Source organism: Micromonospora radicis (assembly GCF_003583405.1).
In the GTDB taxonomy this organism is placed as follows: domain Bacteria; phylum Actinomycetota; class Actinomycetes; order Mycobacteriales; family Micromonosporaceae; genus Micromonospora; species Micromonospora radicis.
The window spans coordinates 1-26,848 of the sequence record NZ_QXEC01000022.1; the positions used below are offsets into that span (position 1 = coordinate 1).

The 26,848-nt window shown below is 72.7% G+C and carries 23 protein-coding genes; 8 read left to right on the forward strand and 15 right to left on the reverse strand.

The features are described from left to right. Positions 1-308: 308 nt before the first annotated feature. The 4 genes from D2L64_RS20435 to D2L64_RS20450 all read right to left on the reverse strand — a co-directional run bounded on the left by D2L64_RS20435 (position 309) and on the right by D2L64_RS20450 (position 6,328). A complete protein-coding gene (locus D2L64_RS20435) occupies positions 309-3,842 on the reverse strand; it encodes an ATP-binding protein (protein ID WP_119578827.1) in 3,534 nt (1,177 codons plus the stop codon). Next, a complete protein-coding gene (locus tag D2L64_RS20440; protein ID WP_233559061.1) occupies positions 3,839-5,245 on the reverse strand; it encodes an AAA domain-containing protein in 1,407 nt (468 codons plus the stop codon). Before D2L64_RS20440 ends, D2L64_RS20435 begins: the two co-directional genes overlap by 4 nt. 42 nt (positions 5,246-5,287) lie before the next feature. Then, positions 5,288-5,656 carry a globin family protein gene (locus D2L64_RS20445; RefSeq protein ID WP_233559062.1) on the reverse strand — a complete coding sequence of 123 codons (369 nt, stop codon included), beginning with the start codon at positions 5,654-5,656 and terminating at the stop codon, positions 5,288-5,290. Between the two features lie 66 nt (positions 5,657-5,722). Next, positions 5,723-6,328, reverse strand: coding sequence for a DUF6879 family protein (locus tag D2L64_RS20450; RefSeq protein WP_119578828.1), 606 nt, complete (start codon positions 6,326-6,328; stop codon positions 5,723-5,725). Positions 6,329-6,489: 161 nt separating this feature from the next. On the opposite strand from D2L64_RS20450, the gene D2L64_RS20455 reads away from it, so the two are divergent. Then, on the forward strand, positions 6,490-6,810 hold the full coding sequence (locus D2L64_RS20455; protein ID WP_119578829.1) for a GYD domain-containing protein: 321 nt from the start codon (positions 6,490-6,492) through the stop codon (positions 6,808-6,810). A gap of 365 nt (positions 6,811-7,175) precedes the next feature. Next, positions 7,176-7,979: a hypothetical protein gene (locus tag D2L64_RS20460; protein ID WP_147376265.1), complete on the forward strand. Its 804-nt coding sequence runs from the start codon at positions 7,176-7,178 to the stop codon at positions 7,977-7,979. A 200-nt stretch (positions 7,980-8,179) separates the two neighbouring features. On the opposite strand, the gene D2L64_RS20465 is transcribed toward D2L64_RS20460, so the two are convergent. Further along, on the reverse strand, positions 8,180-9,403 hold the full coding sequence (locus tag D2L64_RS20465; RefSeq protein ID WP_119578831.1) for a hypothetical protein: 1,224 nt from the start codon (positions 9,401-9,403) through the stop codon (positions 8,180-8,182). 507 nt (positions 9,404-9,910) lie between these two features. Then, positions 9,911-10,048 (reverse strand): hypothetical protein, encoded by a 138-nt coding sequence (locus D2L64_RS27325; RefSeq protein WP_158603519.1) that lies wholly within the window; start codon positions 10,046-10,048, stop codon positions 9,911-9,913. A gap of 470 nt (positions 10,049-10,518) precedes the next feature. On the opposite strand from D2L64_RS27325, the gene D2L64_RS20470 reads away from it, so the two are divergent. Next, on the forward strand, positions 10,519-10,710 hold the full coding sequence (locus tag D2L64_RS20470) for a hypothetical protein (protein ID WP_147376266.1): 192 nt from the start codon (positions 10,519-10,521) through the stop codon (positions 10,708-10,710). Positions 10,711-10,902: 192 nt separating this feature from the next. Here D2L64_RS20470 and D2L64_RS27120 read toward each other — a convergent pair whose 3' ends face one another. Then, a complete protein-coding gene (locus D2L64_RS27120; RefSeq protein ID WP_147376267.1) occupies positions 10,903-11,223 on the reverse strand; it encodes a hypothetical protein in 321 nt (106 codons plus the stop codon). A gap of 68 nt (positions 11,224-11,291) precedes the next feature. Further along, complete coding sequence (locus D2L64_RS20480; protein ID WP_147376268.1) at positions 11,292-11,492, reverse strand: hypothetical protein; 201 nt, start codon at positions 11,490-11,492, stop codon at positions 11,292-11,294. A 1,158-nt stretch (positions 11,493-12,650) separates the two neighbouring features. Here D2L64_RS20480 and D2L64_RS20490 point away from each other — a divergent pair. After that, positions 12,651-14,819 carry a M6 family metallopeptidase gene (locus D2L64_RS20490; protein ID WP_233559063.1) on the forward strand — a complete coding sequence of 723 codons (2,169 nt, stop codon included), beginning with the start codon at positions 12,651-12,653 and terminating at the stop codon, positions 14,817-14,819. A 109-nt stretch (positions 14,820-14,928) separates the two neighbouring features. Beyond that, positions 14,929-15,324 (forward strand): nitroreductase/quinone reductase family protein, encoded by a 396-nt coding sequence (locus tag D2L64_RS20495; protein ID WP_233559064.1) that lies wholly within the window; start codon positions 14,929-14,931, stop codon positions 15,322-15,324. A 347-nt stretch (positions 15,325-15,671) separates the two neighbouring features. Here the strand turns inward: D2L64_RS20495 and D2L64_RS20500 are convergent, their stop codons facing one another. Next, the gene (locus D2L64_RS20500; protein ID WP_119578836.1) at positions 15,672-16,898 is read right to left on the reverse strand and encodes a multidrug effflux MFS transporter; all 1,227 of its coding nucleotides are present in this window, start codon (positions 16,896-16,898) and stop codon (positions 15,672-15,674) included. Positions 16,899-16,950: 52 nt separating this feature from the next. Between D2L64_RS20500 and D2L64_RS20505 the strand changes: the two genes are divergently transcribed. Both D2L64_RS20505 and D2L64_RS20510 read left to right on the forward strand, forming a co-directional pair. After that, positions 16,951-17,394 carry a MarR family winged helix-turn-helix transcriptional regulator gene (locus D2L64_RS20505; protein ID WP_119578837.1) on the forward strand — a complete coding sequence of 148 codons (444 nt, stop codon included), beginning with the start codon at positions 16,951-16,953 and terminating at the stop codon, positions 17,392-17,394. A 142-nt stretch (positions 17,395-17,536) separates the two neighbouring features. Continuing rightward, a complete protein-coding gene (locus D2L64_RS20510) occupies positions 17,537-17,902 on the forward strand; it encodes a VOC family protein (protein ID WP_119578838.1) in 366 nt (121 codons plus the stop codon). Between the two features lie 109 nt (positions 17,903-18,011). Here D2L64_RS20510 and D2L64_RS20515 read toward each other — a convergent pair whose 3' ends face one another. Next, positions 18,012-19,124, reverse strand: coding sequence for a hypothetical protein (locus D2L64_RS20515; RefSeq protein WP_119578839.1), 1,113 nt, complete (start codon positions 19,122-19,124; stop codon positions 18,012-18,014). A 302-nt stretch (positions 19,125-19,426) separates the two neighbouring features. Between D2L64_RS20515 and D2L64_RS20520 the strand changes: the two genes are divergently transcribed. Beyond that, positions 19,427-20,050 (forward strand): hypothetical protein, encoded by a 624-nt coding sequence (locus D2L64_RS20520; protein WP_147376269.1) that lies wholly within the window; start codon positions 19,427-19,429, stop codon positions 20,048-20,050. A 124-nt stretch (positions 20,051-20,174) separates the two neighbouring features. Here D2L64_RS20520 and D2L64_RS20525 read toward each other — a convergent pair whose 3' ends face one another. From D2L64_RS20525 to D2L64_RS27640, 5 genes are all read right to left on the reverse strand, one after another. Beyond that, positions 20,175-20,459, reverse strand: a complete 285-nt coding sequence (locus tag D2L64_RS20525; RefSeq protein WP_119578841.1) for a putative quinol monooxygenase — start codon at positions 20,457-20,459, stop codon at positions 20,175-20,177. 41 nt (positions 20,460-20,500) lie between these two features. Continuing rightward, positions 20,501-21,259, reverse strand: coding sequence for a MerR family transcriptional regulator (locus D2L64_RS20530; protein ID WP_119578842.1), 759 nt, complete (start codon positions 21,257-21,259; stop codon positions 20,501-20,503). Between the two features lie 39 nt (positions 21,260-21,298). Then, positions 21,299-23,626, reverse strand: a complete 2,328-nt coding sequence (locus D2L64_RS20535) for a putative bifunctional diguanylate cyclase/phosphodiesterase (protein WP_119578843.1) — start codon at positions 23,624-23,626, stop codon at positions 21,299-21,301. Between the two features lie 223 nt (positions 23,627-23,849). Then, entirely contained in the window at positions 23,850-25,328 is a 1,479-nt protein-coding gene (locus D2L64_RS20540) for a hypothetical protein (protein WP_119578844.1), read from the reverse strand. Then, a complete protein-coding gene (locus tag D2L64_RS27640) occupies positions 25,325-26,647 on the reverse strand; it encodes a hypothetical protein (RefSeq protein WP_199714659.1) in 1,323 nt (440 codons plus the stop codon). Before D2L64_RS27640 ends, D2L64_RS20540 begins: the two co-directional genes overlap by 4 nt. Between the last annotated feature and the right edge of the window lie 201 nt (positions 26,648-26,848).

Sequence of the window (26,848 nt, forward strand, 5' to 3'; positions counted from 1 at the left end):
GCCCCACGCGGAAGACCACGCCCCACGCGGAAGACCACGCCCCACGCGGGAGATCACGCCCCACGCGGGAGATCACGCCCCACGCGGGAGATCACGCTCGATCCGGGATCGAGTGGCTACCGAAGCACGGTGAGGCCACTCGATCCCGGATCGAGCGTGATCATGGTGGGGCGCCTCCCGGTGATCGTGGTGGGGCACCTCCCGGTGATCATGGTGGGGCACCTCCCCCGTAGAGAATGGTGGGGCACCCCCCCCGGTGGAGAGCAGACGGGTGACGCCCTACGAAAGTCGCCGGCATCAGCGGCTGGTCAGAGCTGCCAGGTGACCGGGGTGGCCGGCAGGTACCGGCAGGCGGCCCCGGTGGACACGGTCTCCCGCAGGTGGGCGGCGAGGGCCGGATGCCGCTGGTCGAGGCGCCGCAGGGTGTCCCGGATCCGGGCGGTGACCGTCTTGCGGGCCCGTTCGGCCTCGTCACCGAGGCGGCGGGTACGCCCGGCCAGCCCGGCGGCCGAGCGCAGTTGGTCGAGCAGGGCGCGCCGCTCGGCGTCGAGCGCCGCCACCTTCGCCTCGTCGGCGCGGGTGGCCGCCCGGTCGATCTCGTCGTCGAGCCGCGCGAGGTGCCGCCGGTAGCGGAGCTTCGCCTCGTCGTCGAGGATCTCGTCGCCGCCGAGCCGCCGGGCGGCGACGAGTTGCGGCCCGGCGGCTGGGTCGAGCAACTCCACCGCGGGCACGTCGACACCGGGACGACCGAGCAGTAGGCGCAGGTCGTTCAGCCCCTTCGCATCGGGCAGGTACGCGGTGGTACCGGCATAGGTGAGCCGCCAGACCGCGCCGTCGCGGCAGAACTCGTACGCCGCAGGAGCAGCGCCCACCGACCGACCGACCACCGGCTGAACACCATTCACCGGCCCACCGACCGCCGACGGATCACCGACCACCAACGGCCCACCGACCGCCGAGGGATCACCGACCACCGACGGATCACCGACCACCGGCCTATCGGGCGCCGTCGTAACCGAGGCCGACCCAGCCGGCCCCGCCGCACCGCCGGCCACCTCCGCCAGCCCCGACCCCGACGGCAACAGCGAAGGCGAGCCCGAACCCGAAGACGAACCCGAAGACGAACCGGACCACGGAGGCGAGCCCGACCCCGAAGACGATGCCGACCCCGAAGACGAACCCGACCCTGAAGACGACAGCGGCCGAGACCCGTGCGTCGACGGCGATGCCGGGCCGAGCGACGTTTCGGCGAGGCGGGCGAGTACCTGGCGCAGGTCGAGGGCGCGGGCCTCGGGCTCGGCCTCGGCGCGTAGGGCCGCCGCGGTCGCCGCGTCGCCCGGTCGGTCGCGGGCCGTGAGGGCGTCCGCGAGTGCGGTGCGGGCCAGCAGGGACCAGGGCCGGGAACCCATCCGGTCGGCGTTGGCGCGGGCGGCGGAGAAGCCGGCGACGGCGTCGTCCCAGCGCTGCTCGGCGGCGTCCACCACGGCCAGCCAGTGGTCGACCGGGCCGCTGACGTCACAGCCGAACATGGCGACGAGCCACTGGCCCCGGTACGGCAGCAGGGCCTGTCGGACGGCGGCACAGCGGGTCGGGTCGGCGACGGTGGCCTGGGCTCGCAGGCGCAGCCAGAGCGGGCTGATCGGCGTTGGGTACGTGGTGCCGGCGGCTTCCAGCCGGGCGACGGTCCGGGCGGCGGTGGCGTGGTCGCCGCGTTCGGCGGCGGTGACCGCGTGCAGCAGGTCGAGGAACTGGTGCTCGGCCGGGTCTAGCCCGTCGAGCAGCGCCTGTGCCTCGGCGAACCGCCCGCGCAGCAGTTCCAGCGCCCAGCGCAGGTGATGCCCCATGAACAGGTGGTCCTCGTGCTCCCACTCGTCGAGGCCGCTCAGTCGGAAGTAGCAGGAGTCGGCGGCGGCGAAGTCGCCCCGGAAGGCGCTGACGATCCCGTTGTCGATCTCGGCGCCCATCTGGTGCCGGGGTTTGCCGGTGCGCCGGCCGGCGGTCACGAAGGCGGTGTGCTCGTCCAGGTAGCGGGGGTCGCCGATCTCCAGCAGCGCGACCCAGCGCAGCGAGGTGGCCCACAGCTCGGTTTCCTGGTCGGCGCCGCGCCGGGCCAGGTCGCGCAGCTCGGCGGTGAGCGCCACCCGGTCGGCCGCCGTGCCGAGGCCCCAGTGGCTGTCGTGGCGGGCCCACAGGCTGAGGCTGAGCGCCTCGTCGTCCCGCTCGCGTCGGGCCAGCTCCTCGGTGGCGGCGATCAGGCCGGCTTCCAGGGTGTCGATCGCGGCGTCGGCGGCGGGCTCGCCGATGAGCCGCCGGTACGCCTCCCGCACCAGCGCCTCGGTGTCGATGCTGAGCCGGGCGTTGAGTTGGCAGTGCCGGTGGACGCTGAGGGCGAACCGGGCCAGCAGGGCCGGTTCGTCGACCGCCAGCGCCTGCACGGTGGTCTCGGCGAGCAACTGCCGCGCCTCGGCCCGGTCGCCGGTGTGGAAGAGCCGGTCGGCCAGCTCGATCATGATGCGGACGCGTTGCGTCTCGTCCCGGCTGACCACCAGGGCGCGGCGCAGGTGCACCGCCGACTCCTCGATCGCCAGCCGGCAACTGGCGTCCCGGGCGGCGGCCTGCAACAGGTTGGCGCGGCGGTAGGCGTCGAGCCGGTCACCGGCGAGCCAGGCGTGCCGGGCCAGGTCGGCGGGGATCAGCCGGTCGGCGAGCGCGGCGTGTTCGTCGACGGCACGGACGACGGTGGCGTGGTGCTCCCGGCGGTCGTCGGCGGCGAGGCCGTCGTAGAGCGTCTCCCGGACCAGGTCGTGCGCGAAGGCGTACCGGCCGTCGCCGTGGCCGAGCACCAACCGCGCGCCCACCGCGACGTCGAGGAGTTGGTCGACCCGACCCGGCGGCAGACCGGCGCCGGCCGCGAGGACCGCCCCGTGGAACTCCCGCCCGAGTACGGCGGCGACCCGCAGCGCGTCGACCACGGCGGCAGGCAGATGGTCGAGGCGCTTGCGCACCACCTCCCGTACGCCGGGAGCGATGCTGCTGACCTTGCCGTCGATGTGCCAGAGCCGGGCGGTCTGCTCGACGAAGAACGGGTTGCCGCCGGTGCGCCGGTGGACGTCGTCGACGATCTCGGCGGTGGGCTCCGCCCCGGTGGTGCGGGCCATCAGCACGCCGACGTCGTCCCGGGACAGGCCACCGAGGGTGATCGTGGTGGCCTTGGCCACCAGCGACATCAGCAACGGCCGGAGCGGATGCTCACCCGCCTCGACCTCGGCGTCGCGGTAGGTGCCGACGAACAGCAACCGTTCGAACCAGGTGTGCTGGGCGACGAACTGCAACAACCGCATCGACTCCGCGTCGGCCCAGTGCAGGTCTTCCAGGAGCACCACGACCGGCCGGCGCTGGGAGACGGCGACCAGTGCGGTGGTGACCGCGTCGTAGAGGCCGAACGCCTCCTGCTCGGCCGGGTCACCCACGTCGGTCGGGCTCTCCGCGCCGTGCCGGGTGAGGGCGCTGGGCTTGCCGTGCAGCAGGGTGAGCGCCGGTTCGGCGGTGTCCCGCGCCACCGCCCAGTCGTCGGGCGACCGGCGCAGCCCGCGCAGCACCTGGAACCACGGCCAGTAACCGGGTGCGCTGGCCGAGTCCCAGCAGGCGGCGCCGAGCACCAGCGCGCCCTGCCGGCGTGCCTCGTCGGCCGCGGCGGTGACCAGGGTGGTCTTGCCGATCCCCGGCTCGCCGGTGACCAGCACGAGGCCGCCGTGGCTGGCCGCGGCCCGCTCGACCTCCGCGGCCAGCAACCCGGTGGGATGCGCTCGCCCGATCATGGCTTCCCGGGATCGCGCGCTCATGGCAACCGACGGTAGCCGACCGGGCCGACAGTCTCAGCCGGGTATCGCGGGAACGGGGTGGAATCGGGCCGGTGCTGGCCGGGGCGGACCGCCGTGGCCGCGAGGTGGGCGAGGATGGCCTGGTTGGCCTCCCAGCCGTCGGGGAAGCGTACCGGCACGTCCAGCTGCGGCACGTCGGTCGAGGGGTGGGCGTCGAGCAGCTCGCCGATGCCGGCCCGGGCCACCACGACGCAGGCCTGCCGGTGCCGGGAGGCGAGCACGCAGAGCCGCCCCGACTCCAGGTGGAAGGCGGTCGCGTCGCGCCGGCCGGAGAGCGGGTGCAGCACGATCGTCACGTCGTACTCCCGGCCCTGGAGCCGGTTGGCAGTGTCCACCGTGACGCCCGCGCCCACCTCGCCCAGCTGGGCCCGGATGGCCGCCACCTGGTCACGGTGCGCGGCACCGACGGCGATCCGCGCCGCGCTCACCGGCGCGCCGTCCGGCGCCTGCTCGCAGACCGCGACCAGGCCGCGGGCCAGCACCCGCAGCGCGAGCGCGGCGCACGCGGCGGTGGCTTCGCCGTCGGTACGCGGGGTGTGCCGGGCCGGCAGTTCGTAGAGCGCCCAGCCGGTCTCCGTCGCCAACTCCACCGCCCGGTCCACGGCGTCACCGCGCCCGGCGCCGGTGATCCGCAGTACCCGGTCGGCGGGCGCGGTGCCGGCCCGGAAGCCGGTGAACGGGTAGAACGCCCGGGAGACCAGCGGGGCGGCCGAGGCGGGCAGCCGCCAGGACACCGGCAGCCGGTGCACCGGCAACTGCGGGTTGTGCCGCAGCAGCACCGACACCGCCGACTGCATCGGATCCCAGGTCAGCCCGGCCCAGCGACCCACGTCGACGGTGGAGAACGGGTCGAGCTGCCCCGGATCCCCGACGAACAGGGCCCGCTCGAACCTGCCGGCCACCCGCAGCAGGGCGTCCGAACGCATCTGGTACGCCTCGTCCACGATCGCCCACGGCCAGCGTCCCTCGGTGACCGTGGCCCACTTGGCGGCCGTACCGATGACGACGGCCGAGGCGGCGAGGTCGGTGACCTTCGCGGCGACCCGGACCTGCTGGTGTGCCCGGACCCGAGGCGAGGGCCGGTAGTCGCTCGCGGAGAGCCGGCCGACGCGCAGCTCCGGCGCCTTGCGGGCGAGCCGGTCGATCAGGTCGTCCACCTGCTCGTTGGTCTGCGCGATGACGATCAGCGGCTCACCGGTGCCGGCCAGCTCGACGGCGGCCCGGACCACCAGCGTCGACTTGCCCGCGCCGGGCGGCGAGTCGACCACCACTCCGCGATGGTCACCGGAGCGCAGGTCGGCCAGCACGGCGGTGATCACCCGATCCGCCTCGACCCCTGGCGGCACCGCCAACTCGGTCCGCATCGCCCACCCCTCGCCCGACGGTCCCCGCACCCTACTGCGCGGCTATGTCAGTTCCGCGCTCGCGCTGCGCTGGGCGGCGGTGATCGTGTCGATCGGCAGGTCCAACACCCACAGCACCGCCGCCAGGTAGTCCAGCACCCGCCAGTGCTGCTCCTCGGTCAACCCCAACCGCCGCCATCCGCCGCCGCCCGGTCGGTGTGCCCCGGCCGGACCGCCCAGGGCCGTGGTCAGCTGGGCCGCGAGGTGGGTGGCGAGTCGGGGCCGGTCGATCCCGAGCAGGTACGGCGCCAGTTCCGCGTCGGCGGCGACCAGGCGCATCCAGCGGTGCACCACGCCACGTACCCCGGCCGGTCCGAGCCAGTCGAACGCGTCGCGCGGGCAGGTCACCAACTCTGTCGTCCGCATGGCCATGGATACGGACCCGGCTACTTGATCAGTTCAGCACCGCGCGCCGACCGTGACCGGGCTCCGGCCGCGCTACCCGCCGGGTCGCTGCCCCGCCACCTCGTGCCGGAAGTACGCCTCGTAGGGCTCGGCCTCCTGGAGCAGCGACTCGACCTGCACCCGGCAGGCCCGCACCACGCCCGGCTCGACCACCTTCCGGGCGCCCACCGGGGTACCCGCCGGGTCGTACATCACCTCGTAGAGCACCCGATCGCCGAGCACCATCAGCTCGGGGATCCGGCCGTGCTTGTCCTCGAAGCCGGTCAGCCGTTCCGCCCCGAGCACCCGGATCCGCTCACCGGCCTGCGCCCGGTGCCGCAACACGTGCAGCTCCCACAGCAGGTACGCGCTGAGCGGACGCTCCACCACCCGCAGCCGACGCAGCCCCGAACCGGCCTTGTCGAGCTGGTCGAAGAACCGGACCGTCTCCGGGTCCGGCTCGGCCGCGAGCCGCAACGCCTCGTCCCAGCGCCCCTCGGTGAACGCCTCCCAGGCCGGATTACCCGGTTCGCGCAGCGTCTGCAACCGCTGCGTACGCAGGATCGGGCCGTCGACCGTAGCCACCGCCGCGGCGAAGTCCGCGTCGTACGCGACGAGCCCCAACCGCTCCCCCGCCGCCGATCTGAGCAGGTCACGCATTCGCTCTGCACCCAACCCTCGCCGTCCGGCCTGATCGAGCAATCAGGATATGACAACTTTCCGCGCACGGCCCGTCACGCCACGCCACGTATGATCGCGCCGACAACGGGTAGCCGCGGTCCGGCGACCGAGGTGACACCCAGGCGGAAGGCGGTCCCGGGATGGCGAAGTTCCTGCTCTCCTCGACCTACACGATCGAGGGCCTCAAGGGGCTGGACAAGGACGGCGGCAGCGTACGCTCCGAGATCGTCCGCTCGCTGGTGGAGAACCTCGGTGGCCAGGTGGACGCCTTCTACTTCGCCTTCGGCGAGTTCGACACGTACGTGATCTGCGAACTGCCCGACCACGTCACCGCCGCCGCCATCGCGATCACCGTACGGGCCACCGGCGCGGTCAACCTCCAGGTCACCCCGCTGCTCACCCCGGAGCAGGTCGACGCCGCCACCCGGACCACGATGACCTACCAACCGCCCGGCCGCTGACGTGCCCGAGCGCCTCGCGTAACGCCACCCCCAGTTCGACGGCCTCGTCCAGGCTGGTCAGCGTCGTCGGCGGGTGAACGATCCAGCGCTGCGCCGGCACCGCGACCACCGACCGTCGCGCCCCCCGGCGGGAAGTCCTCCACCTGCGCCGGGTCCAACCCACGCCGGTCGAGCACCCGACGCCCCTACCGGTGCAGCCGGCACGGATGCGGCGCCCGGCCGTTGCGGCAACGCGGCCCCTCCGGCCACTGCTCGGCGGCGTGCACACTCAACGCCCACACGGCGAAGCCGAATCCCAACGCCGCTAGGCGCTCGGGTACAGCCAGGAACGTCTGGCCGACCTTCTCGGTATGGTGTGATCCACTGTGGTGCGCTGGGAGAATGCGGATACCGATCCGCAGCCGTGGCATCGGAACCGGATTGCCGCCGCGTTGGGAGTTGCGCTCGAACAACTCGACGACATGCTCGTCGACGTGGCGGTGGCAGCACACCGAGGGCAGGCCGTGAAGGACATGGAGCGTGATCCCGTCTCCCCCGCCGCCCGGCCTGATCTCTTGGCCGGCCTCCGAACCTTCCTCACCAGCTATCTCGTGGACGCCGCACCGGCACCCTCGCTCGTCGAGGTGCGGCGCGCCGTGGGCCGGGTGCACAACCTCTACCAGCGGGCGAGCTATACAACGGCTGCCCGCTTGATGCCGGATGTGCTCGCCCAAGCAACGGACCTGAGCCGCAACGCCCCCGGTGCACATCGCAGCAGTGTGTGGACAGGCTTCGGTCCGACGAACGTCGTCATCCACGCGGTGTCGGCGGCCATGCGAGGAGGCCACGCGGAACAGGCCATGGAGATCGGGACTCGGCTCGACACGGCACGGCTGCCCACCGTGCTGGTCGGCCGGAGGGCCCAGGTGCACGTCGACCTGGCCGCAGCGGCCGTGATGTCGTCCGGTGACAGGTCGGTCGCCGTGCTGCACCTACTCGAAGCGGAACGGGTGGCTGCCGAGATGAGGTACGCGAACCGGCAAGCCCGCGAGCTACTGCTCGACCTGTTGGCGAAGGAGCGCCGGGCCGCGACGCCGGGGCTGCGACCGCTCGCGGAGCGCGCCGGGCTACCGGCACGACCCACCAACGAGTTCTCGCCCTGGTCGTCTGCGCGGCGCGCGGATCCATGAGCTGATCGATCTGCTGCAGGAAGGCGGCTGGACCGTGTGTCTCACCGCCACACCGACCGCCGCAACCTGGATCGGCCGGGAATCGCTTGCCGCCCAGACCGGCTACCCGGTACGGGTGAGACGGCGAACTGTACGGCCACCAGGAGCCCGGCGTCTTCGTACCAAGTCGGCGAGACTTCCGAGAAGCGCGGACGAGGGGGCTACTTGTATACGGGTCGACGGTTGCCGCCGTGGTGGGAGCAGGATCCGGGGCGCCCGCCGGACATGCTGACCATGCCGTCGTTGCACTGGATCATGTAGCCCTTGCCGTTGCTGAAGTTGCCAATGCAGGAGAAGTACTGGCAGACGCCAGCTGCGGGCGCATAGATGTATGAGCCGCCACAGAAGTTGTAGCCGAACGGATTCTGCGGTGCGCCACAGAGGTCGACCTTCTTCGGGGCGGGCGACTTCGTGGTCGGTTTGGGCTTGGGCGGTGTGGTGGTCGGGGCGGGTCGGGCGGTGGTCGGCGTGGGCCGTGGCGTGGCGGTGGTCGGCTTGACCGCTGGAGCCCGGGTCGGTTTCGGACTCGACCCCGACGTCCGTGGCGCCTCGGACGTCGACGGCGAGGCCGACGCCGAGGATTCCGTCACCCCGGCGCCCGCCGCCGAGGCCGAGGGAGCGGCGGTCCGCGCCTCCTCCCCCACGTCCCCGGACGGCGGTGACGGGTTACCCGTACCCGGCGCGGACGAGACTTCGGGTAGGCCGCTCGCCGCCGGGCTCACCTCCGCGACCTGCCTCGCCGGGGGATCGGAGACGACCTGGATCAAGCCGCCGAAGGCGCACAGCGCGAACAGCAGCATCACCGCGATGCTGAACATCCCACCGGGCACCCGCGCCGTCACCGGCGCGTCGGCGGCGGCGACGCGGGCGGGCGGCACCGGCTGCGCCCGGTGATGTTCCGCCAGCATGCCGTCGAGCTGGGCGACCAGGGCGGGCCGTTGCATTCGGGCATCGGCCAACGCCAGGGCCAGGTTGAAGCGGAAACCCGGCGCGCTCGCCGACGGAAGGTAGAGGCCGGAGATCCGCTGCCGGTTGACGACGTGCATGAGGGTGTACGGCGAACTGCGGTCATGCAGCAATCCGACCAGCTTGGGGTACGCCCATTCACGTTTACCCCGGGCGCCGAGAAAGACCACCCGACGGTCCGTGATCACCACGGTGCCGGCGTCCATCACCCGAAAGCCCTCCGGCAGCGGTCGGCGGAGGGCCTCGGCCGGACTCGCCACCAGGTCGGGCGTGATCGCCGGCAGGTTGGCGAGCTGCGGCGCCTCGATCATCTGAGCGGCGGGGGTGGTGTGGTACACCGTCTCGCCCCGACGAAGGTCGATCAGTACCCCCGCAGGCGCGTGCGACAGCGGTCGATAGTTCGCCGCCGCCGCACGCATGCTCGTAAGATCGGTGTTCCGCCGGTCCCATGCCTGCGCCATCGTGTGATGGGCGCTCTGCCGCCGGGCGTTCTCCCGTTCCGCCCAGCGCGATCGCCAACCTGGTGCCGTGTTCGGCCGCTCGGTCATCCGCAGTCCCCTCCAACGAACCCGCCCGATGTCCCGCGATCGTGGCGGCCTTTGGCACAATGCCGCACCTGAGCTGGCCGGGGGTTCGGCTGAATGGTCCGGAAGGTGGCCGGGTTTCGGATGGGCCACCGACAACGGACGAGGTTTCATCGATCGGACGGGTCCGGTTATGGCCCGGTCGGCGCATAGACGCGAGCCGAACAGGGAGAGCGCGAATCGCTCGACTGCCGGTCGAGCACCGCACGCGACAGATCCCAAGCGCGACATTCACGGACGCCAACTCAGCAAACGGCTTGTCAGCCGAGCTGACGGCGCTCCCCGTACCGGTTCGACCGACCGTGCCGCCCGGTCGGGTGACCGGGCGGCGCGGCGACGTGCTCAGTTGCCGGTCAACCGGTACGCCCGGATGACCCTCTGATCGACGGTGTTGCCCTGCTTGTCGGTGGCCGAGGTACGCAGCGAGACGTACCCACCGCCCCGGGAGTGCTGGACCGTCGCGGTCCAGCTCTTCCCCATCGCCTGCACCTTCGCCGGCTGCCAGGTCCTCGATCCGCGCCGCGCTGCCCCCGGGGTCCGCAGCAGCGCCGGCCCGAGCGGTGCGACGTTCCAGGTGTCCTGGTAGGAACTTGTCAGCAACCGGTACCGAGAGCGCGGAGGTCCACCCGTACACGCCGTCGAACTCGGCGGCGACGTCGCGCTCCACGTAGTTGTCGAGCCGCTCGCCACGGATCTCGTGCCGGACGGTCGCCAACTCGGCACGCTTGACGTTCCGGTGGTATCCGGTGGGCAGCCGGCCCGGGAACCCCTCGCCCAGGTGGTAGACGTACGGGATGCCGGTGAAGCCGCCGTCGCCGTCCGGCCTGCCCCACTGGTGCGACACGTAGCCGTTGACGTGTTCGGCGGCCCCACCGCCACCGAGCTGGCCCGAGTAGAGAGTCCCGAAGTCGCCGGCGGTGATGTCGAACTTGCCCGGTGGGCTGTCGAAGATGTCGGACAGCACCCCCACCTCGACCTTCATCGGTCGCGCGGTGCGATCCGGCGCGGTCGCCTTGATCGGCTTGGCCTTCCGGGCGTCCACGCTGATCGTCAGATCCCGGGTCACCGCGATCTCCGGCCGGTTCAGCAGGCTGCTGCGCTCCCGCTCGCCGAACTCGTCGACGACACTGCTCACGGCGTAGCGGCCGGTGGGCAGCCGGACGGTGGCGGTGCCGCCGGCCGCGCTGTCGACGGCCTCGATGGCCGGGCCGTCGATACCGGTGAGCACGGTGAAGTGCGTGTCGCTCGGCGCGCCCATCGAGTCGAGGTGCTCGACCGTCACGTCGTAGCTCTCCACCTCACGGTGCACCCCGATCGGTACCACCGTGCGGAACTCACCAGCGGTGGCGACCAGGTCCCACTGAAGTAGCCGTCCACGGCGTCGACGCGGGTGTCCACGGTCGCCGCCACCTCGGCGGTGCCGCCGGCCGGCACGGTGAGCCGGGTGACGGAGGTGCGGAACATGCCCTCCGGCGCCGGCCGGCCAGCGGCGGACCGTCACGGCGTGCGGCGACCCCGTCCGGGTACGCCACGATCAGCGGCAGCCGATCGCTGGCCGCGTCGTGGTAGCCGTACTCGATCAGCTTGTCGATGTTGAACAGCCGCCGGTCCAGCACACCGGAGCCGATCAGCGGCACCGCGTCCACGGGCACCACGTGCAACTCGCCGTTGATCTCTTAGCTGCTGAACCGGACCTTCGCTCGGTCCGTCGCCGGGCGGATCGTCACCCGGCCGCCCCGATCGCGGGTGATCCGTCCCCGGTGACGAGCGTGACCGTGACGGCCTGGTCGGCGGCGCCCACCGGGACCGCCGCGCCCCGATCGACCCCACTACCGCCGCCGGGTGTGGCCCAGCCGGGTTGCCCCAGGCCCAGGACCAGAGCAGCGGCCAGCCCGGCCGCACCGACCCGTTTGTGTTTCCTCACCAGACCTCCCATGGATGATCAAGCACTACGAGCATCATCCGGAGACCCTCTGAGGATCCTGTTAGGACTCGCATCGGACGGCACATCTCGCTTCGGGTCCAGCGGCGAGTCGCCGTAGACGACATTCATCCAGATCTTGGACAGTTTCCGTCAGCGGCTGACGGGAACTGTCCAAGATCTCCAGACGCTCGCGCAGCCGCCGCCCGGCCGCGCAGGGAACCGGCCGCGCTGGCTAGCGAGAGGGACAGCACGATCGACGACCGCCTCACCGGGCACGGTGACCGCCGGTGCCGCGATCCGCGGTGTTTGTAGAAGCCCTATCGCGGGTGGGAGGCTGCCCGGGGTGCCGGAGCACCACCAAGCGCGCCACGGGGTCAGCCTCGCCCACGGCCGGTAGGTGTTGACGGTGGCGCCTCCGCCGGTGCTGCCGCCGTGCGGCACGGGGTCGACCTGATGCGTACCGAGATCGAGCTCTACCGGCGCCCCTGAGGTCGGGACGAGCCGACCGGTCGGGAACGCGGCCGGATGCGGCCGGGACGAGCCGACCGGTCGGGCCCTGGCCCTGCTCACCGGGGATGCTACCCGCGGGCTACCCGGTCGAGGAGTACGAGCCGGTCCAGCAGGTGGCCGCTGCGCACCTGGACACCGCGCGCTGGCCATGGCCGGCGCCCACGGGCCGGCACGGATCGACATCCCGATGGACTTCGCGGCCAGAAACGTCCGGCGGCCCCGCCCCGTCCGCCTGTGACCACCTGCCGAGTCTCAAGGCGCGGGCCGAAGTAGACCACACGCAGCCACCACATTCTCTTCGTCACCTGGCAGGCGTCGCACCTCGACCAGGCCGATATGCGGTGCAGTGACGTGAACTTCGTCTGATCGACGAAGTTCGACGCGCTCGACGCGCCGCCGGCCCAGGACCTTGGCCTCCTGGGCCGGTGGCGTGTTCTCGCGTAGCCCGTGTCGACCAGCGCGGGACGCGTGCCCCTTGCCTGATCGATGTCGGTGTGTTGAGGTCACGATTACGCTCAATCAGCGTGCGTAGATCCACCGATGCCTGCTCGACCTCGATCGGGTGCCGGTCGGATCTTCCATCGATGAGGAGGTTCCATGGCACGTCGCCGCTTTGCGGGGATAGCAGCAAGCGCCATCGTCCTACCCTTGCTCTACGTCGTCGCCCAGCCGGTGACCGCGTCAGCTGCCCCCGGCCCGGCTTCGGCATCGACCGCCGCCGCCCCGGACACCGGACTCGCCAGCGACATCCGCGAGCTGACCCGTAAGGACTTCACCTTCAACGGCAAACCCGTCGAGGTGCCGACCCAGTACCAGCCGCAGGCGCAGGCCCGCCGGACGCAGGCCGCCGCCGAGACGCCGCCGGTCGGGACGGTACGCAACTGGCTGGCGCTCGACGACTACCAGGGCATCATCTACCTGAAGCCGTACACGCTGCGGGGGGTGGGCGACAACATCGAGGTGTGGGTCGCCAACGACACCGAGTTCCCGGAGGGTGACTGCCGCCGGCAGATCCCGAACTCGACAACCGTCACCAACGAGCAGGTGGCGCACCTGGTCAACGAGTTCGACACGAACATGTACCCGAAGTCGATCGCCGCGTTCAGCACTCCGCCGGAGCGGGACGGCAGCAACGCGCAGATCGCCGGTGACTACACCGGTTCCGGCAACCGGACGGTCACCCTGGTCGACAACGTCCGGGACGACAACTTCTACGACTTCCCGGCCGCGCCCAGCTACATCGCCGGGTTCCACTTCTCGCTCTTCAACGAGCTGCTCGACCGCAACATCATGACGGTCGACGCGTACGACTGGGCGCACCGTACCGGCGCGAACCCGCCGAACGAGCCGACCGACGACCTGTGCACCACCCGGCCGGCGCGCCCGAACCTGTACGAGGGCACGTTCATCCACGAGTGGCAGCACCTGGCGCACTACTACGCCGACCCGTTCGAGACCACCTGGCTGAACGAGGGCCTGTCGGACTTCGTGCAGACGCTCGCCGGTTACGTCGACGCCCGCGCCCGGGTCGACCAGCCCGGCACGGACAGCCACATCCACTGCTTCCAGGGCTTCGGTACGGTCCAGACGGACTACAACACCAATCCACGTGACTGTGGCGGCCCGGAGAACTCGATCAACCTGTGGAACGAGGGCAGCACGTCGAGTGGGGTGCTCGCCGACTACGGCAACGTCTACTCGTTGATGCTCTTCCTCTACGACCGCTACGGCCTGGACTTCATCTCCCGGCTGCACCGCGACGGTGAGCTGCAGGGGCTGGCCAGCCTGGAGGCGGCGCTCAAGGACGAGGGCGTCAAGGACATGTACAAGGTGATCCACGACTACCAGACGATGAACCTGGTCGACCGGGTCGTCGGCAACTCGAAGCTCGGCATCATGCTCGGTGTCGACAAGCGTCGGGTCACCTCGGCCAGCCTGAACGCCACGGTCAACCTGGCCAACCCGGCCTCGTACGCGGCGCCGGGCGCGGCACCCAACGGCGCCGACTACGTCCAGCTGCGCAAGGCCAACGGCACCCCGCTGGGCCGGGGTGACCTGCGGACGGTGAAGTTCGCCGGCGCGAAGACGCTGCCGGCGATCCCGCTGGCCTGGCGTACGGTGACCGACGACCCGGACCGTCCGGGCAACTCGGTGCTGTGGTCCGGCAACGGCAACAGCCTGGACGTCGCGGCCGTCACGCCGGTGACGGTGCCGGCCGCCGCCCCGACGCTGACCTTCCTCGCGAAGTACGGTGCCGAGGCCGGCTACGACTACGGCTACGTCAGTGTCTCCACCGACGGCGGTAAGTCGTACACGCCGATCGCCGGTGACAAGACCGTCGCCGGTCCGTTCGGCCCGGCGCTCAACGGCACCACCGCCGGGTTCGAGCCACACTCGTTCGACCTGTCCGCGTACGCCGGGCAGAGCATCCTGCTCAGCTTCCGGTACGTCAGCGACGGCGGGGTCAACGAGGGTGGCCTGCTGGTCGACGACATCACCGTCGGCGGCACGCTGGTCAGCGACGGGTCGAGCCTGGCTCCGTTCGACTCACCGTCGGAGATCTCCCCGACCCCGGTGGCGAACTGGAACGTCCGGTTCGTCGGCCTGGACGAGAAGAACAAGATCGCCTACCAGTACGAGGTGAACGGCAAGTCGAGCTTCACCCTCGGTGCGGCGCCGACCCTGGCGCTGCTGGCCTTCCCGAAGGTGGTCGCCATCGTCGCCTACGACGAGCCGACCGAGCAGGTGACGCAGTACGCGCCGTACACCCTGACGGTGAACAACGTGGTCCAGCCCGGCGGCGCCCCGCTGAGCTGACCCACGACCTGAGGTGGACTCCCGGTGCCGCGGTCGCGGCACCGGGAGTTCCCGTTCCGGGGACCGACGCCCGAACCGGCGGCGTGCGCCCGGCCCGCTGCCTACCCTGGTGGTCGAGGGCATCGTCGGGGGCAAGCTGCCGGAGGACACCATGACCAACGCGATCGGTGACGCGCTGTCGGGCGTACGCGAGGTCGAACTGACCGTGACCGGTCGCCGCAGCGGCCGGCAGATCGCCCGGCCGGTGTGGTTCGTGCTCGACGACGACAACGTGTTCCTGGTGCCGGTGACCGGCTCGGACACCCAGTGGTACAAGAACGTCCAGCAGACGCCGATGGTGCGGCTGGCGGTCGACGGCACCGCGTTGAGTTCGAGCGCCACCCCGATCACCGACGCCGGTCAGGTCCGGCACATCGTGGCGATGTTCCGCGACAAGTACGGCGCCGACCAGTTCGAGTCGTACTACCCGAAGCACGACGTCGCGGTCCAGGTGCCGCTCGGCTAGCTCTCCATGGGCGCTCGGTGCCACCTTCCTCCTCCTCGGCGCGGCGTTGCTGCGCACCGACGAACCGGGGCTCCTGACGGCCGTGGTCGCGGTGCTCGCGCTGGCGATGGGTGGCCGGATCGTCGCCCAGCGGCTCCGAGCGTTCCGGTCCGGATCGGTGCCGACGGGCTGGTGCTGCGGGTCGCCGGTCTCCGCCGGACGGTGCCGTGGGCCGAGATCGACACGATCGTGCTGGCCGGGCCGGCGGGTACCGGCCCGTCGGCGTCGGTGCTGCTGGTACCGGCGCCGGGGGTCGACCTCGGCCGTCCGCTGACCAGTCACAGCCCCGTCGACCTCGCCGGCCTGAGTCACCGGCGGCGGGCCAGGGTGAGCACCACCAGCAGCGATCCGGCGGCGGCCCCGGTCACCACCACGGCCATCGGCAGCGCGCTGCCCTCGCCGCCGATGCCGACCAGCGGCGCGGCTCCGGCCGCGACCACGGCCTGGATGCCGCCGAGCAGCGCCGCCGCGGTACCGGCCCGGTTGGCGTGCCGGTCCAGGGCCAGGGCGGTGCCGTTGGGCATCACCATGCCGAGCGAGCCGAGGAAGACCACGAGCGCGACGACGACCACTGGCAGGGCGTCGAGCAGTGCCCCGGTGACCAGGGCGAGGCCGGCGAGCAGGCTGATGCCGAGGCCGCCGACGAGCAGCGGGCGGGGGTCGTACCGGTCGAGCAGCCGGGCGTTGAGTTGGCCGACGGCGACGAAGGCGAGCGCGTTCACGCCGAAGACCAGGCTGAACGTGCCGACGGAGAGGCCGAAGACGTCCTGCAGGACGAACGACGAGCCGGAGAGGTAGCCGAACAGGGCGGCGAAGGCCAGGCCCTGGGTCAGCGCGTACCCGAGATAGACGCGGTCGGTGAGCAGGGCGTGGCCGGCGCGGGCGGTGGCGGCCGGGCCGCCGGTGTTGCGCCGCGCGGCGGGCAGCGTCTCCGGCAGCCGCCACGCGGCGGCGGCGGCGAGCACGACGCCGATGCCGGTGAGCGAGAGGAAGATGCTGCGCCAGCCGCCGATGCCCAGTACCAGGCTGCCGAGGGCGGGCGCGACCATCGGGGCCAGGCCGAAGATCAGTACGAGTCGGGAGAAGTACTTCGCGGCGGCGCGCCCGGCGTAGAGGTCGCGGACGACGGCGCGGGCGACCACGGTGCCCATGCCACCGGCGAAGCCCTGGAAGAACCGGGCCACGGCGAGGGCTTCGGCCGACGGCGCGAGCGCACAGAACACCGAGATCAGCGCGTACGCGCCGACCCCGATCAGCACCGGCCGGCGCCGGCCCCAGCGGTCGCTCAGTGGGCCGGTGACCAGTTGGCCGAAGGCGACGCCGATCAGGCAAGTGGTCAGGGAGAGCTGGATCTGTGCCTGGCTGGTGGCCAGGTCGCGGGTCATCTCGGGCAGCGCCGGCAGGTAGGTGTCCAGCGACAGCGGCCCGATCGCGGTGAGGCTGCCGAGCAGCACCAGCAGGCCGAGGGCGGCGCGGCCGGTGGGCGGGGCGACCCGGTCCGGCGCGGCGGCGGGGGACACGGCGGTCTGCGACATCCGGCTACGATAGCTCTGCTATCAGAGGCATTGGACCGGGAAGGGTCGCCCTGTGACGGACGAGACGCTCGGCGAACTCAGCACAGCCCTCGGCGACCTGCACCGGGTGCTGCGCCGCCGGGCCAGCCAGCGGTCGGGCCGGGTGGCGTTGCCGGACGCGCAGGTGGAGGTGCTGCGACTGGTGCAACGCCAGCCCGGGATCAGCGTCCGGGAAGCCGCCGAACGCCTCGGCACGGCCGCGAACACGGTGAGCACCCTGGTCGGCGAGCTGACCGCGGCGGGGCTGTTGAGCCGGGAGCGGGATCCGGCCGACCGGCGTACCGTCCGGCTGGGACTGACCGACGCGGCGCGGGAACGGATCACCGCGTACGGGCAGCACCGCCGCGACCTGCTCGGCGCGGCACTGGCCGAACTGGACGCCGGGGAACGGGAGCGGCTGCTCACCGCCGTGCCCGCACTGGCGCGCCTGGCGGACCGGGTCGCGCAGCGGCGCTGAGCGGGTCGCGCAGCGGCGCTGAGCGGGGTTGTCGCCCCCGGCCCATAGGCTCGGCGTAACCGGTCGGTCACCCGGCCCCGGGCAGTAGCCCGTCCGGTCAGTCACTTCGGCCAGTCAGTCACCCGTCCACGCGGAGGAACCAGTGCTCGACCATCTCGGCATCCAGGTCCGCGACCTCGACGCCAGCATCGCCTTCTACGACGCTGTCCTGGCCCCGCTCGGCGCCCGCCGGCTGCTGCAGTATCCGGAGGCTGTCGGCTACGGCGGCGACAAGCCGGACTTCTGGCTCAGCCCGGCCGGCGAGGGCGCCGGGCACGAGAGCCACATCGCGTTCACCGCCGACGACCGGGCAGCGGTCCGGGCGTTCCACGACGCGGCGGTGGCGGCGGGCGCCGAGGTGTTGCACGCCCCGCGGGTATGGCCGGAATACCACCCGGCCTACTTCGGCGCGTTCGTCCGCGACCCGGACGGCAACAACGTCGAGGCGGTCTGCCACGCACCGGGGTGAGCCCGGCACCTCGGTCAGCGCTGCGGTGACCCAGGCGGCACGCCGACAGGGCCGGGCGGACTGAGGCGGGCCTCGGCTCGTCGGCCAGCAGCAGCATCCTCGGCCGAGGTCAGCCCGAGACGGTGCGGCGGACGCCGCCGTGCAGGCCGCACGCCCGGGGACTGCCCCCGGCCCGGCTGAACTTGCCGTTCTCGCACTGCACCAGGTATCCCCGGCCCTCCCAGAAGCCGGGCACGCAGTCGAAGTGGTCGCACACCCCGGGGTCGGGTTCGCGGACCTTCTCCCCGCCGCAGAAGTCGTACCCCATCGGGTTGGCCGGGGCACCGCAGCGTCGCTCCGACGTCGGGCCGGCCCGGCCCGGCGCGGGCGAGTTCGCCGCCCGGGGGGCCTTGGTCGCGCCGGTGGCGGCAGCCGGTGCCGGGGTGGCGGCCACCGCGCTCTCCTGCCGGGTCGGGTCCGACGGGCCGGCGTTGACCAACGCCAGTGGCACCAGCACCGCCAGCGCCGCGGCGACCACCGCGGTACGCCGACCACCGGGGATCAGCGCCGACAGCCGGGCCTGCCCCGGCGTGGCGATGCTCGGCCGGGACGGTCGTTCCTGGGCGTGCTCCGCGATCAGCTCGTCGAGCTGGGCGACGACCGCCTCCCGCTGCTCGATGGCGTCGGCGAAGGCCAGGGTGAGCACGAACCGGAACTCGGCCGCCGCGTCGGCGGGCAGCAGCACCCCGGAGGTACGCCGCCGGTCCAGCGCCTGGATCAGGGTGACCGGCGACTGCGCATCGTGGGCCAGACCGCTGATCCGCCCGTACGCCCAGTCGCGCCGGCCCCGTCCGCCGAGCAGCACCAGCCGCCGGTTGGTGATCACCGCCATGCCTGCGTCGGTGACCCGTACCCCGTCCGGGAGGCGATGGCGCAGCCGACCGGTCGGGGCGCCGACGGTCAGGTCGGGCGCGGGCAGTACGGCGGTGTGCCGCACCTCCACCAACTGTGCGGCCGGCACCACCCGGAGCACGATCTCCTCCGGGGCCAGCTCCAGCAGCAGGCCGTCACCGGCCGCGGCCGAACCGTGACACTGCTCGGCGAGCGTACGCAGACGGCGCAGTTCGTCGTCGCGCCGCCGCCAGCTCCACTCGGCGCTGCGGAACAACCGCAGCCGGCGCTCGTTCTGCCGGCGCGCCCACCGGTACCGCCATGTCGAACCCGTCGATTCAGTCCTTGCCACGCCGACTCCTTCGCCGCGCATGTCACCAACCGCAGGCCACCAACCGGGGTGTCACAGTGTTAACGGCGCCGGGCCCCGAGATGGACACGGCCATCCCGGGACGAAATACCCGATCGGTGGACCAACAAGGACGAGAAGGTGGTTTCGCCGCTGGCCGCTGCCGGCTGGAGACCGACCCGTCCCCGGCCGCCCGTTACCCGGCGTGACGGATTCGAGGGCGGTGACGCCAATCAATCGAACGAGTCCACCAGTCCCGGCCGGGACCGGTGGACGACCTGCCCGGCTACGCCAAGGAACCCGAGATGAGGACCCCGCCACCCCCCCGGATCGACCGGGAGACCGCCGATCGGCTCCTCGACGGCGACCCGGTCGCGCTCGACCGGGCCGGGCGGCTCGCCGGGCCGCTGCGCGCGCTCCGCAGCCCGGCCCAGCCCGAGGAGATCGCTGGGGAACCGGCGGCGATGACGGCGTTCCGGGCGACCGCAGGAATCGGTGCCGAAGCTCGGACCGGCGGCCGACCCCGGCTCGGTGCCGCCCTGGCGAGACTGCTCACCGTCAAGGCCGCCGCGGTCGTCGCCGCCACCGGGCTCGGCGGGGTGGCGCTCGCCGCCGGTACCGGTGCGTTGTCCAACCCCCTGGTCGGTACCCCCGACACGCCGCCGGCCACCCACGCCCCGGGATCACCGTCCCCGGTACGGCCCGCACCGGCCGTGCCGGTGCCCACACCTTCGCATCCGGCCGGGGGCGACGGCACCGGCGGCGGGCCGCCCGCCGACCCGGCGGACGACAGCGCGTCCTCCGCCGACCCGGCCGGCACCGCGCGGGCCTCCCCCAACCCAGCCGGGACCACACCGCCCTCGGCCGACCCGGCCGGCACCGCCCGGGCCTCCCCCAACCCGGCTAGTTCCCCGCCCGCCGGCCACTGACCGCGAGGCCGGGCCGGTCCTCCCCGGCCGGCCCAGCCCCGCACCCCGCACGGAGACCGGCGGTCGGCCGGACACCGGGTAGCCGGGTCGGCCGGGCCGCTGCTCGGCCCGGCCGACCCGACGGTCAGGGTGACTCGACCGCGCTGATCCGGAACCGGTGGACCTCGGCGCCGACGAGCGCGACCTGTTGCTCCGGCTCCGGACCCGAGCCCCGGAAGTCCAACAGCTGCTCCTCGGACTCCCAGCGTTCGTAGACGTTGATCCGGCCCGGCTCGACCAGGTCCGGGCTGATGGCGAAGTCGACACACCCCGGCGCCGACCGCGCCGCCCGGACGATCTCGGCACAGGTGGCCAGGTAGTCGTCCCGCTCGGTCGGATCGACGTAGAGCGTCCCGGCGACTATCAACACGACGGACCTCCGCGGCTCAGGGCATCGACACCCCAGTCATATCAGGCGCGGGTGATCGCATTGGCGTGGATCGCCTCGTGCAGGTACGCCCCCAGGCCGGGCGCGATCGCCTCGTAGTACGCGAGGAACCGCTCGTCGGCCAGGTACATGTCGGCCAGCCCGGTGTGCATCTCGTACGAGCACTCGTAGAACCACCGGCTGATCTGCCGCCGGTGCTCCTCGGCCAGTTCCATCGCCGCCGGGCTGTCCGCCGGCGCACCCGAGGCCAGCACCGCGACGATCCGCCGACCCCAGTCCTCGTTCTCCGCCTTGTGCCGCAACCAGTCGTCCCTGGTGTAGCCCGCCGACCGCCGGTTCGACTCCCGGTACGCCTCGGTGCCACCCCAGCGCTGCTCCGCCTCCTCGGCGTGCGCGTCGGGATCGAAGTCACCGAACACCTCGAACCGCTCCTGCGGGGTGAGTGGGATGTTCAACTTGCTCGCCTCCATCGCGAACTCGATCGCCGCGACCATCTCCTGCAACTGCTTGATCCGTACCGTCAGCAACTCGTGCTGGCGGCGCAGGTGCACGCCCGGGCCGCTCGCCGGTTCGTCGAGGATCTCGGCGATCTGATCCAACGGGAACCCCAGCTCGCGGTAGTACCGGATCAGCTGCAACCGCTCCAGGTCCGCGTCGGAGTAGCGGCGGTAGCCGGCACCGGTGCGCCCGTTCGGCGACAACAGCCCGATCTCGTCGTAGTGGTGCAGCGTCCGCACGGTCACCCCGGCGAGCCCGGCCACCTGACCCACGGTGTACGCCATGGTTCCCTCCCTTCCGCCGAACCACGGTCCCGCCTGCCGTTACGTGAGGGTCAAGTCCGATTCTGCGACGCCGGTCACCCCGGGCGGGCCGGACCGGGCCAGTACGGTGCGCAGCTCGGCCAGGGCGGCGGGACGGCCGTACCGGTAGCCCTGCCCCTGTACGCAGCCGATGGCAGCCACCGCGTCGTGTTGCCGGTCGGTCTCCACCCCCTCGGCCACCACACCCAGGTCGAACGCGTCGGCCAGCCGGGTCACCATCTCCACCGTCGCGTACGCCCGGCTGTCCTCGCAGAGCCGGGCCACGAACGACCGGTCGATCTTCAACTCGGTGGCCGGGATCCGGTGCAGGTAGCTCAACGACGAGTAGCCGGTGCCGAAGTCGTCGATGGCGATCCGGATGCCCAGTTCCCGCAGCTGGCTCAACCGGTCGAGCACCGCGTCGCTGCCCTCGATCAGGGCCGACTCGGTCAGCTCCAGGGTCAACGCCCGGGGTGCCAGTCCGGCACCCGCGACAGCCGCGGTGACCGTGGCGATCAGATCCGGCCGGCGCAGGTGCGCCGCGGCGATGTTCACCGCCACGGTCGCCGTCGACGCCCGGCCCTGCCAGGTCGCCGCCGCCCGGCACGCCTCCCGGATCACCCACCGGTCGATCGGCAGGATCAGCCCGGTCTCCTCGGCCAGCGGCAGGAACCGTGCCGGGCTGAGCACACCCAGCCGGGGATGCCGCCACCGCACCAGCGCCTCGGCGCTGCGCACCTTACCGGTGGCCAGGTCGACGATCGGCTGGAACTCCAGGTGCAACTGCTCCTCGTCGACGGCCCGGCGCAGGTCGGCGATCAGTTCCGCCCGGCTCACCGCCGATTCCCGCAGCGCGGGCGTGCACCGCTGGTACGCGGACTTGCCGGCCGCCTTCGCCGCGTACATCGCGATATCGGCGTCGCGCAGCAGGTCGGTGTAGGTGATGTGCTGCGGCCCGTACTCTGCGATGCCGATGCTCGCCGACGGGTGCACCCCGACGACCTCCTCGCCGGCCGACGGGTGCAACGCCGCCAGCAGCCGCTCGGCCAGCCGCTCCGGCACCGCGGGCCGCTCCCCGGTGACCAGTACGGCGAACTCGTCGCCGCCGATCCGGGCGATCATGCCGTCGTCGGCGACGGCCCGACGCATCCGGCGGGCCAAGCCGGTGAGCAGGGTGTCCCCGGTGCTGTGCCCGAACCGGTCGTTGACCTGTTTGAACCCGTCCAGGTCCAGCAGCAGCACGGCGACCGGGTTCGCCCCGCGCAGGGCGGCCCGCAGCCGGCGGGTGAACGCCAGCCGGTTGGGCAGCCCGGTGAGCTGGTCGACGTAGGCGAGTTGCCGCAGCCGGGCGACCAGCCGCAGGTTCTCGTTGGCGGCCAGGCCCTGCCGCAACGCCAACGCCGCGAGCAGCGCCACCAGGGCCAGGAAGATCGGCAGCGGGGTGTGCCCGGTGGGGTCGCGGGCCAGCAGCACCGCCACGACGGCCCCGCCGACCGGCAGGTACGGCAACGCCACCCGCCAGCGGGGCGGCAGCGGTGACTCGCCCGCTTCGTCGGCACCCTGGTAGTACGGCGGCGGGGAGGGCCGGGCCGCCACGCCGATCAGCAGGTAACTCAGCGGCCAGAGCACGTCGACCAGGGTGCCCGGCTGGTAGCTGCCGGCGGCGACCAGCGACACGTAGGTCGCGTCGGCGACTGCCCGGATGCTCAGGCTCACCCCGAGCATCGCCATCGGTCGCCACACCGGTCGGGCCGGCCCGATCACCGCGACGAGGATGGTCAGCTGCATCAGGTCGAACATCGGGTAGAGCAACCCGGCGTAGCGCAGGGGCTCGTGCAGATCCGCCAGGGCGACGTTGCGGAACAACAGCAACCAGCCGATCGGGATCAGCGCCAACCCGACGATGACCCCGTCGAGCAGGGTCCGGGCCTGCCCCAGACGGGTACGCGGCGCGGTGACCGAACACAGCAGCGCGCCGGTGCCGGTGCACAGGCTGGCCGTGAAGATCAGCCCGATCGGCAGGGTGTGCGGCAGCTCCTGGCCGAACAGTCGCTCCCCCGTCCACAGTGCCCGACCGGCCAGCGAGAACACCATGGTGGCCGCGAGCAGCAGCCAGAACCGGCGTAGCGACGCCGTGTGGCGGCGGGCGGCACCGACGCAGGCCACCGCCGCCCAACCCGCCACGGTGATCGCGCCGAGGTCGCTGACCAGCGGCCCGGCCGGCAGATCGAGGGCCAGCCAGACGGTTTCGACGGCGACGACGGTGCCGGCGACGAACAGACCCAGCCGACCGGCCCGGGCCTGCCCGGACGACCGGGCGGCGGCCTGCTCGACGTCCGCTCGGGACACAGCGATCGCTCCGGATCTCTCTCGTTCGCGCACCCTTGACCGCGAGGACCGGCCCTGGCAAACCCGGAAAGCCTAGCCACGGTTACGACCACTTCGCCAGATCCACCCGGTTCGAGTCCACATCCCAACGGATCTTCCGTTCCCGAGCCCTCGTCAGCAGCGCGCCGACGACGGCGACGACGGGGGCGGGCGCACTCGACGCGACCGGGTCGCTACCGGCCGTCTACGCCACTTCCTCGCCGGTGGTCGGCGGCCCGCCGTGCGTCCACGGCGTCTGCTCCACCGCCGGAAACGACCCGCTCGGCAGGTACGCGTCGCTGAGCGTGGTGTAGCAGAGCCGCTCCCCCACCTCGGGCACGCTGCCCGGACTGGCGGTCAGTCCCCGGCCCATCCCGCCGGAGAGTTCCAGCACCACCTCGGTCTTGCCGTCGGCGGCCGGGGTCACGAACACCACCCGGGCCTTCTGCGCCGGTCGGGCCGGGCTGGACAGTCCCGCCCCGACCGTCAGCAGCACCGGATCGGTGGTGACCAGCTGGATCCGTGGACGCAGCACCGGCCGCCGGCCGGTGTCGTCGACCCGCGTCGGGTCGGCCAGCACCACCTCGCCGACGAACGCCTCACCGGTGAGCCGGTACTCCGCCATCACCAGCGGGTCGTCGTACGCACGCTGCACCGCGTACGACTGCGCGGCCCGTTCCAGGCGGTGCAGCCGGGCCGCCGCCGCCACCGCACCGTCCCGGCGGGGCTGCGGCATCCCGTCGGCGTCGACGTGCTCGGCGTACCCGGTGAAGGCGTCCCGGTCGCCGTCCCACCGGCCCGCCACCCGGGCGCCGGGCGGCAACGCCCGCAACAACCCCACCCCGCGCCACATCAGCTCCCAGGTGGGCGTCAACTGCTCGCGCAGCAACGCCGCCAGCTGCGCGTACGCCTGCGCGCGGGCCTCCGAGTCGGGGTCCGCGTCGGCGTACGCCGACATCGCCGGGGCGAGTCGGTCGTTGTCGAAGCCGGGATCGGTGGCCGGGCCGGCGGGCGGACACCGCGCCGGATCCTCGGCCCGGGCCGCCGCCTGCGCGCCGGTCAGTCCGGCCGGCGGCGCGATCCAGCCGAGCAGCGCCGGCAGGTGCAGGTCCTCGACCGCACTCTGCCCGGTCGCCCAGTGCAGGCTCAACGCCTGCGTCAGCGCCACCAACGCCGACGAGCCGGGGTGCTCGGCCCGCTCGGCGAAGAAGGTCAACCAGCGACCCAGCAGCGGCACCTGCGGCGGCACCGGATGGTCACCGTCGACCCGCCGGAACCGGGTGGACCGGCCCAACAGCCGCAGGAACGTCACCCCCGCCGGGTTCGGCACCAGCAGCTGCGGCGCGTCGAGATAGCGGTACCGCACGTCCCGTCCCCGGTCGACGGAGACCGCCTCGTTGGCGCCCCGGTGCGCGTCCACGTACGGCAGCACGGTCGCGGCCAGCTCGGCGGCGAACGCGAGCCGGTGCTCCCGGTTACGCGGCTGCGGCACGACCAGCAGCCGGGCCTCGCCCGGCGCCGCGCCGACCAGCGCCGCCAACGGCGCGTTCGCCTCGCCGGCCAGCGTCAGCGGCACCAGCACCAGCGGCCGCCGCGACAGGTGCAGATGCCGGACGGTGGCCACCGGTTGGGCCACCCCGGCCGCCACCGCCTGCGCCGCCGCCAACGCCCGCAACGTACTCACGCCGATGCGCCGAGGGCGTCGGCGCGCAGCCGGGCGGCGGTCCGCAGCAGCACGGCGGCCTCGTCGTGTCGTGGGTCGGCGGCGGGTTCCCCGGCGGCCAACGCGAGCACCTCGGCCACGCTGTCGACACCACCGAGCGCCTCGCGGACCGGGCGGCCGAGCGCGCTGGTCCGCCCGCCCGACTCGTGCCGGCAGAAGTACGCCAGCTCGCAGCTGGCCAGGCAGTCCGGGGCGTAGCGGGCCGGCACCTGGGACAACGCCCCGACCAGCGTCTGCGGGTCGGCCGCCGGATCGGCGGTGAAGTCCGCCGGTACGGCGGCCAGCAGCGCGTCGAGCCGGTCCATCCGGTCCAACTGCCGGCGCACCACCAGCAGTTGCTTGCGGACGTCGAGCAGATGCGCCACCGGCTGGTTGGTGAAGTCCCGCGGGCAGACCAGCACCACCTCGGGCGACACCAGTTGCGGATCAAGTCCCCGCGCGGCGAGCAGCTCCCGCAGGGCCAGCACGTACACGGCCGACTGGACGGCCGCCGCGGCCAGCTTGGCCGGGTCGGCCTGCCCGTCGATCACCGGGAACGACTTCACCTCGACCACGTGGAACCGCCCGCCCAGCCGGGCGGCCACCAGGTCCGGTTCCAGGTACACCCGCCGGCCGGCGACGTCGAGCCCGAGCAGCGGGTGGTCGAACAGCGCCGCCGAAGAGTCCGGCAACCCGCCCGGCCGACCGCCGGGTGCGGTCCCGTCGTCGGCCGTGGCCGTGGCCGTGGCGCCGTGGGCGGCGGTGGTGGTGGCGCCGTGGGCGGTGGTGGTGGCGTCGTGGGCGGTGGTGGTGGCGCCGTGGGCGGTGGTGGCGCCGTGGGCGGTGGTGGTGGCGCCGTGGGCGGTGGTGGTGGCGCCGTGGGCGGTGGTGGCGCCGTGGGCGGTGGTGGTGGCGGTGGGCAGGGCCGCAGTCAGGAGGGCGGCGGAGCGCTCCTCCCGGCCGGCGATCTCGTCGCCGGCGCCCAGGTCCGTCCAGCTCGCCGCCGCCGGGACTGGTACGCCGAGGCGCTCGGCCACGAGCCGGAGCAGCTCGACGCCACCGTCCGCCTTCACCTGTGCCTCGAAGGCGTTGCCGCGGGTGATGGCGAACCGGGACTGCCCGAAGCGGGCGGGGAAACCGATCCGCTCGGCCAGCGACGGCTTGTCCACCCCGGCGCCGTCCAGGATCGCCCGACGGGTACAGCCCGGGTTACCGGTCAGCGCCGCGATGGTGCGCGCGTTGTGCCGGCGCGGCGGCAGTCCGCCCCGGATCTCGGCAAGTCGCTGCTCGCTGCTCGTCACGACACGCCACGATAGCCGCGCCGGCCACCCGGATCACCACCCCGCCACGCGCGTCCCCGCCGCCCCGCACCCAATGCCCTGTCTCGAACAGTGTTCCCGCGGGTGCGTAGGCCCTCGATCCGGGTTCGAGTGGCTTCCTCAGCAACCGGAGACCACTCGATCCCGGATCGAGCATGATCTTGCAGGGGCGCGGCGGGCCAC